The organism is Paenibacillus sp. MZ03-122A, assembly GCF_024213325.1.
Lineage (GTDB): Bacteria > Bacillota > Bacilli > Paenibacillales > Paenibacillaceae > Paenibacillus > Paenibacillus polymyxa_B.
In genome coordinates this window covers 324,424-342,093 of record NZ_JANAVI010000006.1, presented here as the reverse complement: position 1 = coordinate 342,093, position 17,670 = coordinate 324,424, and the positions used below count along the sequence as shown (strand labels likewise).

Here is a 17,670-nt window from a genome sequence, read left to right as displayed (position 1 = left end):
CACTTTATTTAATCTGTGTATTTGAAGGTTACATCTAGTATAAACTTATCATTGTCAACAAACAAAATTAAAAAAAACAGAAGGAGAATTATATATAAATATGCACATTCAACAAGTTCGAAATGCAACAATCATTGTTCACTATGCAGGTAAAAAGTTCCTAGTCGATCCATTACTTGCGTACAAAGGTCTGTATGGTCCATTCCCGGCGGGGATCAGAGAGGATTTGAGAAATCCTATAATTGATTTGCCAATGTCCGTTAACGACATCATTAAGGATGTCGATGCTGTTATTCTGACTCATTTGCATCTAGATCACTACGATGATATAGCAAAAGCAGTGCTTCCAAAAGGCACTAAAGTTTTTGTACAAAACGAAGAAGATGCTAAACAAGTTGAAAGTGACGGTTTTCAACAAGTAGAAGTACTTGCTGAAGATACGCTTTTTGAAGGTATTCAGTTAATTAAAACAAAAGGCGAGCACGGCAGAGGGAAAGATTTATTAAAAATGATGGGTCAGGTATGTGGTGTTGTCTTCAAACATGCCAACGAGAAGACGTTATACCTAGCCGGAGATACAGTATGGTATGAAGGTGTCGAAAAAGAAATCATTTCCCACACTCCTGAGATTATCGTGTTGAACGCTGGAAATAATAGTTGGCATGATTTGGGCTCACTTATAATGGGCAAAGAAGATGTTTACGAGGTGCATAAGGCGGCTCCTAACGCCAAAATTATCTCAGTCCATATGGAAGCAGTTAATCATTGGACATTATCTAGAAAAGAACTAAAAAGCTTTGGAGAAGAAAAGGGATTCACCTCTAATTTATTAGTTCCCGAAGACGGCGAATCGTACACTTTTTAATGTGCACTGCGAAAGGTTGGAATATGAGTCGCATTGGAGATTGTGTTGTTCAAATAATATGAGACCTTCATATGGGTCTCATTTTATTATGAATTTTTATAACAAGTTATTTATTCCTTTAATGCAGAATATTAGCTCACTTGCATATCAAGTATTTACCAAAATCTACAGACAGGAGAATATGCTGTGAACCAAACGAATCCTAAATTGTGGACGAAAAACTTTATTATTCTTTCGTCTGTCAATTTCATTATGACATTAATTTTCTTTTTATTAAACGCGACAATCACTCTTTATGCAATTAATGAATTTGATGCATCAACCGGCCAAGCTGGTATCGTCGCAGGTATTTTTATTATCGGTTCATTATTAGGGCGTTTGTTTACAGGACGTCTTATACATTCCAAAAAAATCTTGATGACCAGCTTGTTTTTATTAATTTTAACAACATTACTTTATTTCGTTCATCTTAATGTTAACTTTCTCATATTAAATCGGCTTTTAAACGGTATCACAGTGGGTATTATATCTACAATTGTGAGTACGGTTGTTGTATTTAGCCTTCCTGCACCACGAAAAGGTGAAGGGATAAGTTATTTTGCAATTAGTACGGCCTTGGCCACAGGAATCGGTCCATTTATTGGTTTAGTTTTGAGTCAAAACTCAAACTTTGAAATGATTTTTTCTTTAAGTCTATTGCTTGGAATTTTTAGCTTAGTAATCGCATTTTTTCTGAAGTTTCCCGCAACGTACAAGACTGAGAAGAACAATAAAAAGGGAATAAAAATCTCTGACTTTGTTGAGCCAAAAGTAATGCCGATAGCAATTATTATTTTTTTCATGACTTTTTGTTTTTCCGGCATAGTTTCATATTTAAATATTTATGCTTTGGAGTTAGGGTTAATAGACACAGCAAGTTTCTTCTTTATGGTATATACTGTTTTTGTCTTAATATCACGACCTTTTACAGGACGAATAATGGACAAAAAAGGTGCTAACATTATCATATATCCGGCTCTTATTATATATGGAGTAGGGATGCTTCTTTTAAGCTCAGTTAACAGTAGCTTTACATTGTTATTGGTAGGAGCATTAGTTGCTCTGGGATTTGGTAATATTTCTTCCATAACTCAAGCCATAGCCATCAATTTAGCCGAACCTCACCGAGTTGGCTTAGCAACTGCGACGTTCTTTATATTCTATGATCTAGGGAACGGATTTGGCCCATCGATTATCGGTTTGATAATTCCAGCTACAGGATATAGTGGTTTGTATGTAATACTCGGATTAATTGTATTAGCTACACTTTTTCTATATTACATGTTGTATGGAAAGAAAGAAGGTAAAATTCAAAATCAAGTGGTAAACTAAAGAGCACTTAAAGAGAGGATCCTGAGAATTTGAACTGTGACCTGTAAGAGATAGATATATATATATATATATATATATATATATAATTTTTTTCATATAAAAGCGATTGGCATAAGTACGAAATCTTCTTAAAAAATAGAGCGAGGAGAAATTTATGACTGTAGTATTAAAAAGAGTTAATAACGAGAATATTGATGAGATAAAAAAAATCTATGATGATTCGTTTCCTAAAGAAGAGATGATCCCATATAATAAATTGGTAGAGATAAGCAATGATACCGACCATTTGTTTTATGGAATATATGATGATTACACGCTGGTAGGAATGAATTATCTAATCGTAAAAAACGATATGCTTTACATATTGTATTTGGCAATTAGTAAAGCATATCAAAATAAAGGGTACGGGAAAGCAGTTGTTAATGAGATAATAAATAAATACTCTAACTATCGGATTTGCCTGAATATTGAAGAAGTTAACCCTAAATTTCTTAATAATAATCAAAGAATTAAAAGGAAAAGTTTTTATCAACTCTTAGGTTTTGAGTCTCAGGATTACTTGTTTTCAAATTATGAAGGCGTAACTTTCGAAACGATGTCAATAAATGGGGATGTATCCTATAAAGAAATTCATGCGTTATTCGATTATTTTAAAAAGCTAAGATAGACTGAGAATAACACGGACGGGTAGCAAGAAAATTATCAAAAGAACGGTATCTAACTGTAAATATGTTGATGGCGTTGGCGTGTGCATATTGGGGTAAAAGCTAATATGCACACTTTACTATATTTTCTTGAGGTCATGATGAAGAAAAAAGTCAGATCATTAAACTAACGGGAAACGATAGTTCAATCTCTAACTAAGACTAGGCTGCCGATCAATGTCGGCAGCCTAGCTCTGTCTTTGCCCATTAACGTAAACAACCCAACAAGATAAATGTAGGATTATTCCATACGTTTGAGACGCTGGTACTACCCCGTTTGATATGTGAAGCAATACATAAATTACAGTGTTATATCAATGAGGGCTTCAATATGAAATAAGGTGTGAAAGTAGTAAATATTGGTGGGAGTTAAATTACAAATACATGAATAGTTATAATTTTTCACTTTGTACGTTAGTTGTATACTTGACGTTAGTAAAATTATATAATAAAATTCAATTGATCGATTGAATAATTGACGTATTAATCGAGCGATACATAATTTAATTGGAGGTTTGATTTCTATGGCAAAGGCATAACTTCAAATTACATTGAAAATTAATGCACCAGAACGTGAGGCGGCTGTAAGGTTTTATACAACTTATAAAAGAGCAGTCCCTTAGTGAGAAATTTGTCAAATCTCATAGAGTAATAAATCTTAACCTTAACGAAGTTTTGGACTTACAATACCTAAAAGGGGATGTTAATATGGCAGAAAAAACAATTAACATGAATACGGTTTGGTACAAAGATGCAAAGGGTGATGGACGCATTAAAAGTGACAATCTACAAACTCAAATTGCAATTCCAGTCCCCAAAGGGGGAAGTGGTAAAGGGGCTGACCCACAACAACTTCTTATCTCTTCTGCAGTAGCTTGTTACACGATGACCTTAGCATATATGTTAGATAAAAATAAACTTCCTGTGACAGGATTCTTTATGGATACAGAAGGTAATATAACTCATGGTGATCTATTAAGTATTATCCATCGCCCGCATGTTGTTCTGAATCCAGGAGCGACCAATGAAGACATAAGCATGACAGAAGCTTTGATGCAAAAAGCAGAAGAAAATTGCCATATTGGTCAATTACTGATAAAGGTCGGCATTCCCGTAGGAACTCAAGGAAAAGTAACTATCGATTCTGGAGAGGATCTTACAAGTAGCTATATTGCAGCACACGGATTGGAATAGTAAAGCTGAATGTCAATGAGTATTATTCGCTCTAATCAAGTCGTATAATGTCCAGGTTTGCATTATTCACAAAAAGACTTCAAAGTCACAAATATGTGGGCTTCGAAGTCTTTTTTAGATGAGGCTTAGATTGGTTAATGTATATGAAAATGTTCCTGCCACTCATTCACTCCGTCTTCCATACGATACGCTTTGAATCCCTTAACTTGCAATTTTTGCGTAGCAAGTGCCGAATAAACGCATAATGGCCCTCTACAATAAGCGACCACTTCAGCTTCCTCCGGTAACTCTCCCATTAATACGTCTAGATCTTCCATCGGCATTGAAATTGCTCCTTGAATATGTCCTGTTTCAAACTCTTCTTTGGGGCGTAAGTCAACTAAGATAATGGAGTTTTCATCTAGTTTTTTCTTTACTTCATCCATGGATAGGGTATGGATGTCATTCAAATTGTTTAAAAAGTCATCTTTCATTCTCTTGATATCAGGAATTTGCTTCTCACTAATCTTCCATAGTGAAGAGAGAAAGTCAGTGATCTCAGGATCTGCTAGTGAGTATATGGCGTAAGTTCCTTTCTTTGTGAACTTAACAAGCTTAGCGTCCAGTAAGACCTGTAGATGACGAGAAACATTAGCTATATTCATTTCTGTACATGCGGCTAATTTCTCCACTGTTCTGGGACTTTGTGATAGTACATTCAAGATTTCAAGACGTTTATCACTTGATAGACATTTACCTATTCTAGCCAGTTGCTTATATAGATCTTCCTTGAAAAGCTTTGCACACTTTAGCATCTCTTCCATTCATTTATAACCTCACTTCAACTTGGTGATATATGTTAAGGATCCTACACTATATGTTTTGACCAATATGGCAAATCAAAAATGCTTCTCCATACACTGAAAAAAACTATGAAACCCACAATCTCTTCATAATAAGTACTATATCAATTGATGAATAGAATTTTAACATGTGTAGAGACGAAGTCAAGTTTAGTCCATTATTCTGATAAAAATAATAAGATAAAATTGCAATACTGTTTGCGAGCGATACTCTGATTTAATGAGGAGGAGAGAAGTTGGAGGAGATAACGTTATTAGTAGTATTTGCAGCAGGCGTACTCTCGTTTTCGTTTTTGTCGCCTTACGTATTCCCTCTCCGGTCCGCGTATGTTTCACATATATCCGATACGATGATTGCAGGGGTCGCTTTGTCGTGAATCGTAAAATTCTGGTCGTACGTTCATTGGGCTTCATCCTTGTGATTTAGTGTTATCTTTGTGATCATGGGGCTACTGGCTCCGCTATAGGTAATTTTGTCTCCTTACGCAGGGATCTGATTGAGAAGGTTGGCGGACTATTGATTGTGGTGTTGGGCCTACAAATGATGGGGATACTCAAACTCAAGTTTTTAATGAGTTCTAAGCAGTTGGGAAACGGAAAAAAATACGGTGGCTGGCTTGGTTCATTTATCCTTGGATTGGCAATTGGGGCGGGCTGGAACGCCATGTGTGGGGCTCGCACTTTCCTCGATACTTGTTTTGGCAGGGTCGTCCGAATCATTGTACCAAGGGATAGGGCAGTTAGCGGTATATTCGTTGGGTCTTGGAATTCCATTCTTGCTCATTTCGCTGCTTGTTACTTTCTCTCTATCGATGGTTAAACAAGTCAATAGATTTTTTCCCGTCCTGAGCATGGCGAATGGAGTTATTATGGTCATCTAAATTGAATGTAGTACGTCTCGAAATAATAGGATCTCGAATAATTCCAATAAATGAGCTTGCGCATATATCTTAATATCTGCTGAGCTTAGGATGGAGGAAGTATAGTATGATGACAGTGATTCGTCATTTCAATTGGACTGTTTAGTTTATGGTTAATAATACAATCGTGGCCTCTACGATCCCTTACTAATGTGAGTTTTGAAGATTGGGACCTATCTCATCACCGCTTGCAAATGTGAAGATTCTAGATGTCAGGGATGTCAGTAAATATTCGACTGGACATATTCCGAGTTCATTAAATATTTCCTTTGGCAGACTCCCGTTAGTATGGAGCAAGAATCTTGCACCGAATGATAAAGTGATCATATTTTCCAGCAGCTTGGTTCAAAGGAAAAACTGCTCGAATTTTGGCGTGTGGTGGGTTTCGTCACCGTATGCCGTTAAAGGGTATTATCTTTCAATGACTAGTAGGGTGAGCTGGAATTATCACCATAAAGAAGGTTATTGTAAATAAAGGGTGATGGGAGTCAAGTTAACGAAAGAACGAAACTGGTAGTTGGAGAAACTTATATAGGGTGAGGATTGTCAAGGCGGCTGACCGGGGCACGCACGTTCCATGCCGATCCGACTTACGGACGGCAATGAGGCGTCCATTATGTGAGGTGGCGAAAATGCCAGGTGCCTGTCAGTTTGCGGACTTCGGCGATCAATTTAACCAACATGCCGATCCCATACGTTCTGCAAATCGTAGGCAAAGGGAAAGGTCAAACGATACTCGAGATTTTATACGTTGTTAACCTTTCTAGTCGGTTTCATTACTCACGAATTCGTAGCTGAGGCTAAAAGCATATAAAAAAATTTAATACCTGCTCTTGCATCCCATAAACAACTACTGGGGAAAATTGGTCGTCTACTGGTTTAGGTTATGATCTTAAATTGCGGTTTATATAGTAACCATCTTAATAGGGTATGTAGCCTTTCTTGTAATAGTTTACTTGTGGTATTATATAATATAAATAGTTTACTTATGGGAGTATATAATATATTTGCTCTTATCATAAACAATTGGAATTTTGAAAGATATTCTTTAAAATGCTATTTTATTTGAACATCCAAATAGAAAGGTATTTGATTATGATATTCATTAACAAAAAAACTATTAATAAGCTAACTGAATCGCATAGAGAACCTAACATGCTTATCTGCTATTCAACTCCTCAAAGCCTTTCGGCTTGGACAAGTCGAGCTATATTACTCCTAAATAATGATAAAATTATTATCCTTTTCCTGAATCTATTTTCCACTAAAGTAGTACAAAAAGTTGAATTTGAAGTAGCTGATTTACAAGAACAAAAATATCATTCCGTATATCTGTCTTCTGCAATATGGTCATTTAACAGTAAAGGACAGCACTGGAGGTTCAAGATAATCAAAAAAATTATACCTCTTGGCTCTATGCAAAGGGATTTTCTAAATTTCTTGCAACAAAATATTTTAAATTAGCGACTGAGTAGATCGCTGATCTCCGAAAACATGTGCCCTTCCAGACGAAGGCGAACAGCCAGGTATCTTTCGTAAAGTCGTTTATCTGAGGTCTCTTTCATAGTTTTTTTCATTACCCAATAGGCGATTGAAGTAATGTTGTTAGTTGGTTAACTGCGTGTTATTATATCAAATGAATTTGACAGGTTCCCAAATCTTTGTTAGAGTTTCATTCAAATACGTATAACCTTTTCATGGGATGTTACCGATAGGGCATAACCTGAATTGGCTTGTTTACACTGTAAGTGTATACAGGCTGGTTTGGGTTTTTTTATTGTCTATCACCCTTCGCTACCCCTTTTATCACACATTTGGAAGGAGAATGTTTATGTCCAGTTATATTTTTCCTAAAGACTTTTTATGGGGCGGTGCTCTTGCTGCCAATCAGGCCGAGGGTGCTTATTTGGAAGACGGTAAAGGATTGAGTCTGGTGGATCTGCTGCCTACCGGAGAGAAGAGAAGAAGCATAATGAAAGGAAATGTTCCCTCGCTGACTCCACTTGAAAGCGAATTCTATCCTTCCCACGAAGCCATTGATTTCTATCATCACTATCGCGAGGATATTGCGCTATTTGCAGAAATGGGCTTCAAGGCGCTGCGTGTTTCCATTGCCTGGGCTCGTATTTTTCCAACGGGAGAAGACGCTACTCCTAATGAAGCAGGTTTGCAATTCTACGATGATTTGTTCGACGAGTTGCATAAACATGGCATTCAGCCAGTCGTTACCCTCGCTCATTTTGACGTGCCGGTAGATCTGGTCGAGAAATATGGAAGCTGGCGGAGCCGGAAGCTGGTAGGCCTGTTTGAAACCTATGCCAAAACAGTATTCACCCGCTATAAGGATAAAGTGAAATACTGGATGACATTCAACGAGATTAACATGCTGCTCCATTTGCCGTTTCTCGGTGCCGGGCTTGTTTTTCAAGAAGGTGAAAACGTTAAACAAATTCAGTACCAGGCTGCACATCATCAGCTTGTCGCAAGTGCGCTGGCTGTTAAAGCGTGTCACGAGATTATCCCGGATGCCCAGATTGGCTGTATGCTTGCTGCCGGTAGCTTCTATCCGTATACATGTAATCCCGAAGATGTATATCAGGGCATGGAAAAAGACCGCGAGTCCTACTTCTTTATTGATGTACAGTCACGCGGCGAATATCCTGGTTATGCGAAGCGCTTCTTCAAGGATCATGGATTAAACATTGAGATGGAATCAGGCGACGCAGCCATTCTGAAAGATCATACTGTTGACTATATCGGATTCAGCTATTATTCGAGCCGGACGACCAGCACAGACCCGGAAATCGTCAAGAACATGACCAGTGGTAATGTATTTGGCTCCGTAGCCAATCCATATCTGGACAAGTCCGAATGGGGCTGGACGATCGATCCCAAAGGTTTCCGCATCACAGCCAACCAATTGCATGACCGTTACCAAAAACCACTGTTCGTAGTGGAAAACGGTTTTGGTGCCAATGATGTGGTTTCGCCTGAAGGAGAAGTTAACGACGATTACCGGATCGACTATCTCAAGCGGCATATTGCCGAAATGGGTGAGGCTCTTCAAGACGGAGTCGAAATTATCGGTTACACAAGTTGGGGACCTATTGACATTGTCAGCGCTTCCTCAGGAGAGATGAAAAAGCGCTATGGTTATATTTATGTGGACCGTGACAACGAAGGCAACGGTTCGTTGAAACGTATTAAAAAGAAAAGCTTCCACTGGTACAAAAATGTAATTCATTCCGACGGCGAAAATCTGGGCGAATAATCGTACCACAAGTAAATAGGATCGGACGTCCCGGGCCCACGGGGATTTCCGATCTCCGTTTCTTCATTGAAAGCGTTGACAATCGTTCCTCTTCGGGCTATACTTGACGCAATTCCATCATTTTTAGGATTGTTACTGCGTAGCAGGCAAAACCTAAGCCACGAATAAGCAGATGTTACAGTCTTGTTTATTTGGCGTGCTTCGGTTTTTTTCTGTTTACAATAAAGAGGATGGAGCATGTGTGGCTCTTGCTGGCATATGGAACGGGGGATCGAGATGAACATAGCAAAGGTCATTAACAACAATGTAATCAGCGTCTACCAGACGGACGGCACCGAACTCGTGGTGATGGGTCGGGGGATTGCTTTTAAGAAAAAGCCTGGAGACAAAGTAGACGAAACCAGAATTCAGAAGGTATTTGCTCTGAAAAACAAGCAGACGTCCGATAACTTTAAAATGCTGTTGCGTGAGGTACCGCTTGATTTGATTGTGATTGTGGAGGAAGTCATTAATGACGCCAAGCATAATCTGAATAGAAAGCTGAACGAAAATATTTATGTTTCACTGACCGATCATATCAATTTCGCTGTTGAAAGATACCGGGAAGGATTGGAAATCAAAAACGCGTTATTGTGGGAAGTCAAGCAACTGTACAAAGAAGAATTTGCGATGGGTCTGAAAACGTTGGAACAAATTAAACAAAGGCTCGGTATTGAACTGCCTGTGGACGAAGCGGCTTATATTGCGATTCACATCGTGAATGCTGAAATGAACGAGGAAGTCATTACGACCATGAGTATCACAAAGTTTATCCAGCAAATTATCAATATCGCAAAATATCATTTTAAGGTGGAGTTCGACGAGGACTCTCTGAGCTATTTCCGTTTTATTACGCATCTGAAATTTTTCGCCCAGCGCGTATTTAAGGGAAATCACTACGAAAATAACTATGATCATTTGTATGACATGATTAAGGAAAAACATAAGGAAGCGGCTGCTTGTACAGAGAAAATCGGAACTTTTGTGCAAAAAGAATACAACCACGAATTAACGAACGAAGAAAAATTGTATCTGACCGTGCATATTGAACGGGTGGTGAACAGATAAGTCGAACGTTTTTAACGAAAAAGGACCAAGAATAGACGATTAAAAGTTTTTGTTGACAAATATGGTAGAATGATTATATTATGAGATTAACAGGAATTTAATAAGTTTTAACTGGGATTGTTACTGGTTATGCAGGCAAAACCTAAGTCATGAAAAATCGCGGGACTAAAGTGCCCACCATTTTTCAAGGCTTAGGTTTTTTGTGTGCCTAAATATGTAAAAAGCCCCTTAGAACATGGAGGTGTCCATCATGAGTTATGAAAAACTGGCTAAGGAAATTGTACACCTGGTAGGTGGCGAAAAAAATGTGGTATCGCTCGTTCACTGCGCCACACGCCTGCGTTTTGTGCTAAAAGATGAGGCAAAAGCAGACAAGGGAAAGTTGGAAAAAACCGATGGAATTATCACTGTGAAGCAGAGCGGTGGTCAGTTCCAGGTTGTAGTCGGCAACAAAGTACCAGAGGTATATAATGCAATCGGCAATGTATCCAATATCTTGAATGAAACTGGAAAAGAAGATCATTCAGCAAAAGGCAACAAAGGATTTGGTGCCGTAATCGACGTAATTTCCAGCATTTTTGCACCTTTGCTCGGAGTTATGGCGGGGTCCGGTATTTTGAAAGGTATACTGCTGATTGCGAGTAACCTTGGCTGGTTGCTACCGAAAGACACTACCTATATGATTTTGTATGCTGCGGCCGACAGCTTGTTTTATTTCCTCCCTCTCTTGTTAGCGGTTACAACGGCAAGGAAATTTGGAGGTAATATCTTCGTTGCCCTGACCATTGCCGGAGGGTTGCTTTACCCGACCATTGTCACGCTAAAAACGGAAGCTACACCTACGGACTTTTTCGGTATTCCTATTGTTATGATGAGTTATTCATCTACCGTTATTCCGATCATTTTAGCCGTCATCGTCATGAGTAAGCTGGAAAAATGGTGCAATCGAGTGATCCACGAGAGCGTCAAAAACTTTATTACACCTTTGATTTTACTTGTAATTATGCTTCCTCTAACCCTGATCGTGTTTGGTCCAGTCGGGGTGTATGTGGGCAACGCGATCGCTACTGCACTCGTTGCTGCATTTAGCTTTAGTCCATTGCTAGCTGGAGCAATCCTTGGTGCTTGCTGGCAGTTGCTCGTTATTTTCGGTGTTCACTGGGGTCTTGTACCTGTATTCATTAATAATATTGCTGTTAATGGCAGAGACGGAATCAAGCCTTCCGCTGCGGCTTCCATCTTTGCTCAAACCGGCGCTGCGTTCGGTGTTATGCTGAAAACCAAAAATAAGAAGCTGAAAACGCTGGCGGGTTCCGCTACACTTACCGCTTTATTCGGCATCACGGAGCCAGCCGTCTATGGGGTTACGCTGCCACTGAAACGTCCGTTTATTGCAGGTATTATCGGCGGTGCCGTTGGTGGTGCCATTATCGGTCAAGCGGGAACGCAAGCATTTGCCTCCGGCGCACCTGGATTGCTGACCTTGCCGATCTTTTACGGCCCTGGTGGACAAGGATTCCCGGGATTGATTTTAGGGATTACCGTTTCATTCCTGGTGTCGGCCATCTTGACTTATATTTTAGGTTTTGAAGATCCAGTTGAAGAAGAGGAAACTACTAACAATTCGGCTAAAGAATCGACCTCTACAGTTGTTGTTTCTAATGAAGAGGTACTCAGCCCAATTGAAGGAACTGTGGTCGCTTTGTCGGAGGTTCCCGATCCTGCATTTGCTTCGGAAGCTATGGGCAAAGGGATCGCCATCCAACCGACAACGGGCAGAGTCGTGGCCCCGTTCGATGGAACCATCACCGTGGCGTTCAAGAAAAAACATGCGCTTGCAGTTGTTTCGCATCATGGCGCAGAAGTTCTGATTCACGTCGGAGTAGATACGGTCAAGCTGGACGGTAAACATTTTACGTCCCATATCAAAGAAGGCGATCAGGTGAAAGCTGGGGACCTACTGCTTGAGTTTGATGTTGAGCAAATCAGGGCAGAGGGTTATCCTACGATTACGCCAGTTATCATTACGAATTCTTCCGAATATACTGAAGTCCTTCCAATCGCTCAAGGAGAGGTAACGGAGCAGGCCCCACTGTTGAAACTGTCTAGTGCTCTGAATGAGAAAGAAAGCATTGCCTAAATGTCTTAAGGACAAGGCTCTGATGATCCATATTCCCGGATCATCAGAGCTTTTTTGTCGTCATTTTATGTAGCTGGTAAGCCTACTTGTAATTGACAATATGTCAATTAAATTAACTTGTATGGGGGTAAAAACTAATCTATAATTTTTTGTAATTATGCAAATTTTCTGAAAACATAGACTAGAAAATCAATGGATTGATCAGGGGGAAATACAAGGAATGTTAGAGCAGTGGGCAGAGGCAGTAAACGGCGTCATTTGGAGCAATCCTGTGGTATATGTCTGTTTGGGTGTGGGACTGTTATTTTCGATCATGACTCGATTCCTACAAATCAGGCATTTCAAAGAGATGATCCGCCTAGTATTTAAAGGGAAAAGTTCCGAGGCAGGTGTATCCTCCTTTCAGGCCTTTACGATGGCACTATCGGGGCGTGTAGGGACGGGGAATATTGCTGGGATTGCTTTGGCGGTTGGTATGGGTGGACCTGGGGCGATATTTTGGATGTGGGTCATGGCCTTTATCGGGTCGGCTACAGCTTTTGTAGAATCCACACTGGCTCAGGTGTATAAGGTAAAGCGCGATGGTCAGTACCGGGGCGGTCCAGCCTTTTATATTGAAAAAGGGACAGGCTTAAAATGGTTTGCCGTCATTTTTGCGGTTACTGCGTTGGTCGCAATGTGTTTACTGATGCCGGGAACTCAATCGAACTCCATTGCTGTAGCTTTTCACAGTTCGTTTGGCATGGAAATGAAGGTTTCGGGGATTTTAGTAGTCGTGTTGCTGGCGCTTATCATTTTTGGTGGTGTAAAAAGGATTGCCAATGTGGCTCAGGTTGTCATTCCGTTTATGGCACTCGGTTACATCCTCGTTTCTTTCTACATTATGATGACGAACATTACTGCACTTCCCGATGTGTTTTCGCTGATCTTTCGTAGTGCCTTTGGCGTGGATTCTGTGTTCGGCGGTATGGCAGGGACGGCGATTGCTTGGGGTGTAAAGCGGGGGATTTATTCCAACGAAGCCGGACAAGGCTCTGGTGCGCATCCGGCAGCCGCCGCAGAAGTGTCCCATCCAGCAAAACAGGGGCTAGTTCAGGCGTTTTCCGTGTATGTGGATACCTTTTTAGTCTGTACGTCTACGGCTTTTATGGTCCTGTTTACTGGTATGTATAATGTGAAGGGACCTGGTGGCGATTTTATTGTGCAACATCTTCCGGGTGTTGAAGAGGGAACCCAATATACACAGGCTGCTATTGAATCGGTATTTCCCGGTTTTGGATCGAGTCTGCTGTCCATTACCTTGTTCTTTTTCGCATTTACGACCATTATCTCTTATTATTACATCGCAGAAACAAATATGGCCTATCTGGTTGCAGATTATAAAGCAAAGTGGCCCATGTTCGTCTTAAAGCTGGTTATTCTGGGTTCGACGTTCTATGGAACGGTCGTCAAGGAATCGGCTCTGGCGTGGACACTGGGGGATATGGGTGTCGGCATTATGCTTTGGGTGAATCTGATTGCTATGATTCTGTTGGCCAAGCCTGCTCTTCTTGTGCTTAAGGATTACGAACAGCAACGGAGGCAAGGGCTGGACCCGGTGTTCGACCCGGAGAAAGCAGGTATTTCAAATACCGAGTACTGGTCAAAGGAATATCAGCCTCCTTCAGATGAGTTGACAATCACCGCCAAATCGAGCAAGCTTCAAGCCTAAATAAGATAGATAAGTAAGATCAAAGGTGGCTCCGCGGGGAGTCATCTTTTTTTCGTTATCTTGCCTTTACATTCCAAGAAGGGTACATATGTTCACTATTTAGGCTATAATTTAGACAGAAGATTTTGAATAAATCCTGCCATGGATATGTGGGGAGGCCACATTTGCATTAGAGAGGTGATTTGAATGAGTATATCCGATTTATCCATAACTGACGACGAGTGGAGAGCTATTGTAGAAAACGACAAGTCATATGATGGGGTATTTTTGTACGCTGTGAAGACAACGGGAATATTTTGTCGCCCCTCCTGCAAATCCCGACCTCCCAAAAGAGAGAACATCCGTATATTTAAAACAGCAGAGCAGGCATTGGCCCAGCATTTTCGTCCATGCAAAAGATGTAAACCGACAGGACAACGATTGCCTGATCATGAATGGATCGCACTGGTTATAGAATACGTGAGTTCTAACTATATGAAGGATTTAACATTGCACATCTTGGCTGAAATAAGCCATGGAAGTCCGTATCATTTACATCGTACCTTCAAGCGGATTACGCATCTAACTCCAATGGAATATATACAGCAGACCAGGTTGGAACAAGCGAAGAAGCTGCTCATTTGTTCAGATATATCTGTTGCGGAAGTGGGGGAGAACGTAGGTCTGTGCAATGCACCTTACTTTATTACGTTATTTAAAAAGAATACAGGCTACACCCCATTGCAATATCGCCAACTCAAATTGAAAGCAATACAAAATGGAGGTACACAGCATGGCACAGCAAATACATAAAACGATCTATTGGTCATTATTGACACATGAGGATTGGAATTTATATATTGCAGCTACATCGGAAGGACTATGTTATGTAAGTTCGCCCAATCAACCTGTAGAGGATTTGTTTTCATGGGCGGGAAGACGATTTCCGGGCAGTCCTTTAGTTGAAGAGGATGCTGCTTTACAGCCCTATGCCAAGGAGTTGATTGAATATCTCCAAGGGAAGCGCGCCCAATTTACATTGCTCTTTGATTTTCATGGGACTGCGTTCCAGATGGCGGTTTGGAATGCGTTGTGTGATATTCCGTATGGTGAAACACTATCCTATTCAGACATTGCCAACGCTATTCAAAAGCCAGCCTCTGTTCGTGCGGTGGGGGCTGCCATCGGTGCTAATCCGATTTTGGTCACGGTCCCTTGTCATCGGGTCATCGGTAAAAATGGAGCTATGACCGGATATCGTGGTGGTTTGGACATGAAGGTGAAGCTTTTGCAGCTCGAAAAGGAAAGTGTGGCATCGGTTCAGTATGAAAAATGAGTATTACAAATCCCCCAAGACTCTTTTGAATAAAGGGACCGGCTTCTTGTCAGGATATACACATTCGTTGAACCCGTATACAGGTTGTACCTTTGGTTGCTCGTATTGCTATGTACGCCAATTGCCAGTCTCCACATTTCGGAAGGAAGCGTGGGGGACATGGGTTGATATTAAAAATCAGGCTGCAGATATTCTTTGCAAGGAGCTTCGTAGAGCCAAATCCAAAGGTAAAGTCACGATTTTCATGTCGTCAAGCACAGATCCTTATCAGCCTGCCGAGTACAAGGAAGAGGTGACCCGGTCTCTGCTGAAGGTGATGGTGGAGGATCCCCCGGATTTTCTCTTTTTACAGACGCGCAGTCCACTGGTACGGCGGGATACTGATTTACTGCTCCGATTGGGGGATCGTGTTCGTGTGAGCATGACTGTAGAAACAGACCGAGAAGATATACGCAAACATTTTACCCCGGAGGCTCCTCCCATCCAGGCTCGTCTCCAAACGCTACATCTCTTAAAAGAGGCAGGTGTACCGACGCAAGCTACGATTGCTCCGATGCTTCCAAGCAGTGAACATTTTGCAGACAAGCTTTTGCCTCTGGTCAACCGTGTCTGTATTGATGATTATTTTATGGGAGATGGCAGTGGGGGGAGACGAACGCGTAGCTTGAAAATGGGTGTGCTGTACGAGTCATTGGGGCTGGAAGAATGGTATCATCCTGCTGCCTATAAGGCGGTTTATGAGCGTTTTCTCCATGTTTTTCCGAAGGAACAGCTCTACGTGAGCAAAGAAGGTTTCGAACCTTGATGTAAAAGCAGTCCATGCCATTGAATCAAGAGTGAACCATATAAGGGGGCAACGGGAGAACGAATGCAAACCGTAATGACCAAAAACTTTGACTATGGGGAAAAGGAAATCAATTATCTAAAAAACGTAGACACCGTACTTGGTGCAGCGATGACGCAAATGGGCAAGGTAGAACGTGTGATCATTCCCGATCTGTTTGCGGCGCTCGTTCATGCGATTGTGGGACAGCTTATATCGGCCAAGGTGGTTCAGACCATATGGGCAAGGATGCAGGAGAAGTTAGGCGTGATCACTCCACAAAATATAGCTGTTCAGTCGGCTTTAGATATTCAAAGCTGTGGCATCACCATGAAAAAGGCCACATGTATTCTTAATATAGCCCAAACGATCGAGCAGGGCCTGTTGGATTTACAGGAATTATATGAGCTTTCCGATGCACAGGTGATTCAGAAATTGTCCTCGCTGCAAGGAATAGGACCTTGGACGGCTGAAATGATGCTGATTAATTGTATGGAGCGTCCGGATGTCGTCAGTTGGGGCGATATGGCTATTCGACGGGGAATGATGAAGTTGTACCATTTAGATACCTTGACCAAGCAGCAATTTGAGGAGTACCGCCGAGTCTATTCGCCTTATGGTTCGGTGGCCTCCATTTATTTGTGGAGTATTTCATTTCGTTAAGAATCAGGGAGTGGAAATGATGGAGAAAACAATTAGAGAACAGATACTGTCATATGTGGATGCGGATTTTCAGAAATTTACGGCTGCATTGCTTCCGACGATTAATAATGTGCTGGGTGTACGTCTGCCAGTGCTGCGTAAGCTTGCTCAAGATATTGCCAAAGGGGATTGGCGCCTCTACCTGGAGACCGCTGAAAGTGAACACTTCGAAGAAGTAATGCTGCAAGGTATGGTGATTGGTTCTGTAAAAACGGATATAGAGGAAGTTTTGAGTTATACCGCCAAGTTTGTTCCTAAAATTGATAATTGGTCCGTATGTGATAGTTTCTGTGCCGGATTGAAAATCACGAAACATCATAAAGAACGGGTGTGGGAGTTTATTCAGCCCTATCTATTCTCCAAGAAAGAATATGAAATTCGGTTTGGTGTAGTTATGCTTCTTAATTTTTATATTGAGGAACAGTATATGAAGCGGGTGTTTACTTTACTGGATCAGACCCATCGCGAGGATTATTATGTACAAATGGCGGTAGCATGGGCGATATCGATCTGTTATATCAAGCTACCTGAGGTAACCATGGCGTATTTAAATCATAATACATTAGATGATTTTACCTTCAACAAAGCACTGCAAAAAATCACGGAATCATGTCGGGTGGATCAGGCCACAAAAACGACCATCCGCAGTATGAAGCGAAAAAGAAAATAGGATCGGCTCCCACCTGTAAGTGTTATACTGAAAAA

15 protein-coding genes are annotated in these 17,670 nt (G+C 41.0%); 14 read left to right on the top strand and 1 reads right to left on the bottom strand.

From position 1 onward, the window contains the following. Nucleotides 1-100: 100 nt before the first annotated feature. From NLX74_RS15855 to NLX74_RS15840, 4 genes are all read left to right on the top strand, one after another. Nucleotides 101-865 (top strand): MBL fold metallo-hydrolase, encoded by a 765-nt coding sequence (locus NLX74_RS15855; RefSeq protein ID WP_061829888.1) that lies wholly within the window; start codon nucleotides 101-103, stop codon nucleotides 863-865. Nucleotides 866-1,051: 186 nt separating this feature from the next. Continuing rightward, nucleotides 1,052-2,236: an MFS transporter gene (locus NLX74_RS15850; RefSeq protein WP_058830615.1), complete on the top strand. Its 1,185-nt coding sequence runs from the start codon at nucleotides 1,052-1,054 to the stop codon at nucleotides 2,234-2,236. 154 nt (nucleotides 2,237-2,390) lie between these two features. After that, entirely contained in the window at nucleotides 2,391-2,903 is a 513-nt protein-coding gene (locus NLX74_RS15845; protein WP_061829886.1) for a GNAT family N-acetyltransferase, read from the top strand. A gap of 745 nt (nucleotides 2,904-3,648) precedes the next feature. Then, entirely contained in the window at nucleotides 3,649-4,134 is a 486-nt protein-coding gene (locus NLX74_RS15840) for an OsmC family protein (protein WP_235308394.1), read from the top strand. A gap of 134 nt (nucleotides 4,135-4,268) precedes the next feature. Here NLX74_RS15840 and NLX74_RS15835 read toward each other — a convergent pair whose 3' ends face one another. Beyond that, nucleotides 4,269-4,937 (bottom strand): ArsR/SmtB family transcription factor, encoded by a 669-nt coding sequence (locus tag NLX74_RS15835; protein ID WP_254329268.1) that lies wholly within the window; start codon nucleotides 4,935-4,937, stop codon nucleotides 4,269-4,271. A gap of 1,155 nt (nucleotides 4,938-6,092) precedes the next feature. Between NLX74_RS15835 and NLX74_RS25870 the strand changes: the two genes are divergently transcribed. From NLX74_RS25870 to NLX74_RS15790, 10 genes are all read left to right on the top strand, one after another. After that, nucleotides 6,093-6,371: a rhodanese-like domain-containing protein gene (locus tag NLX74_RS25870; protein ID WP_367997046.1), complete on the top strand. Its 279-nt coding sequence runs from the start codon at nucleotides 6,093-6,095 to the stop codon at nucleotides 6,369-6,371. Between the two features lie 1,356 nt (nucleotides 6,372-7,727). Beyond that, nucleotides 7,728-9,167, top strand: coding sequence for a 6-phospho-beta-glucosidase (locus NLX74_RS15830; protein ID WP_061829882.1), 1,440 nt, complete (start codon nucleotides 7,728-7,730; stop codon nucleotides 9,165-9,167). Between the two features lie 276 nt (nucleotides 9,168-9,443). Next, nucleotides 9,444-10,274 (top strand): BglG family transcription antiterminator LicT, encoded by an 831-nt coding sequence (gene licT, locus NLX74_RS15825; protein ID WP_235308397.1) that lies wholly within the window; start codon nucleotides 9,444-9,446, stop codon nucleotides 10,272-10,274. Between the two features lie 250 nt (nucleotides 10,275-10,524). After that, nucleotides 10,525-12,414, top strand: a complete 1,890-nt coding sequence (locus tag NLX74_RS15820; RefSeq protein ID WP_254329267.1) for a beta-glucoside-specific PTS transporter subunit IIABC — start codon at nucleotides 10,525-10,527, stop codon at nucleotides 12,412-12,414. Between the two features lie 220 nt (nucleotides 12,415-12,634). Then, on the top strand, nucleotides 12,635-14,125 hold the full coding sequence (locus tag NLX74_RS15815; protein ID WP_254329266.1) for an alanine/glycine:cation symporter family protein: 1,491 nt from the start codon (nucleotides 12,635-12,637) through the stop codon (nucleotides 14,123-14,125). A 186-nt stretch (nucleotides 14,126-14,311) separates the two neighbouring features. Continuing rightward, on the top strand, nucleotides 14,312-14,917 hold the full coding sequence (locus tag NLX74_RS15810; RefSeq protein WP_254329265.1) for a bifunctional transcriptional activator/DNA repair enzyme AdaA: 606 nt from the start codon (nucleotides 14,312-14,314) through the stop codon (nucleotides 14,915-14,917). After that, on the top strand, nucleotides 14,898-15,440 hold the full coding sequence (locus tag NLX74_RS15805; protein ID WP_254329264.1) for a methylated-DNA--[protein]-cysteine S-methyltransferase: 543 nt from the start codon (nucleotides 14,898-14,900) through the stop codon (nucleotides 15,438-15,440). Before NLX74_RS15810 ends, NLX74_RS15805 begins: the two co-directional genes overlap by 20 nt. Next, nucleotides 15,430-16,245 carry an SPL family radical SAM protein gene (locus NLX74_RS15800; protein WP_235308402.1) on the top strand — a complete coding sequence of 272 codons (816 nt, stop codon included), beginning with the start codon at nucleotides 15,430-15,432 and terminating at the stop codon, nucleotides 16,243-16,245. The genes NLX74_RS15805 and NLX74_RS15800 overlap by 11 nt, the downstream gene beginning before the upstream one ends. Nucleotides 16,246-16,308: 63 nt before the next feature. Continuing rightward, nucleotides 16,309-16,926 carry a DNA-3-methyladenine glycosylase family protein gene (locus NLX74_RS15795; RefSeq protein WP_235308403.1) on the top strand — a complete coding sequence of 206 codons (618 nt, stop codon included), beginning with the start codon at nucleotides 16,309-16,311 and terminating at the stop codon, nucleotides 16,924-16,926. 19 nt (nucleotides 16,927-16,945) lie between these two features. Next, the gene (locus NLX74_RS15790) at nucleotides 16,946-17,635 is read left to right on the top strand and encodes a DNA alkylation repair protein (RefSeq protein WP_254329263.1); all 690 of its coding nucleotides are present in this window, start codon (nucleotides 16,946-16,948) and stop codon (nucleotides 17,633-17,635) included. Nucleotides 17,636-17,670 lie beyond the last annotated feature (35 nt).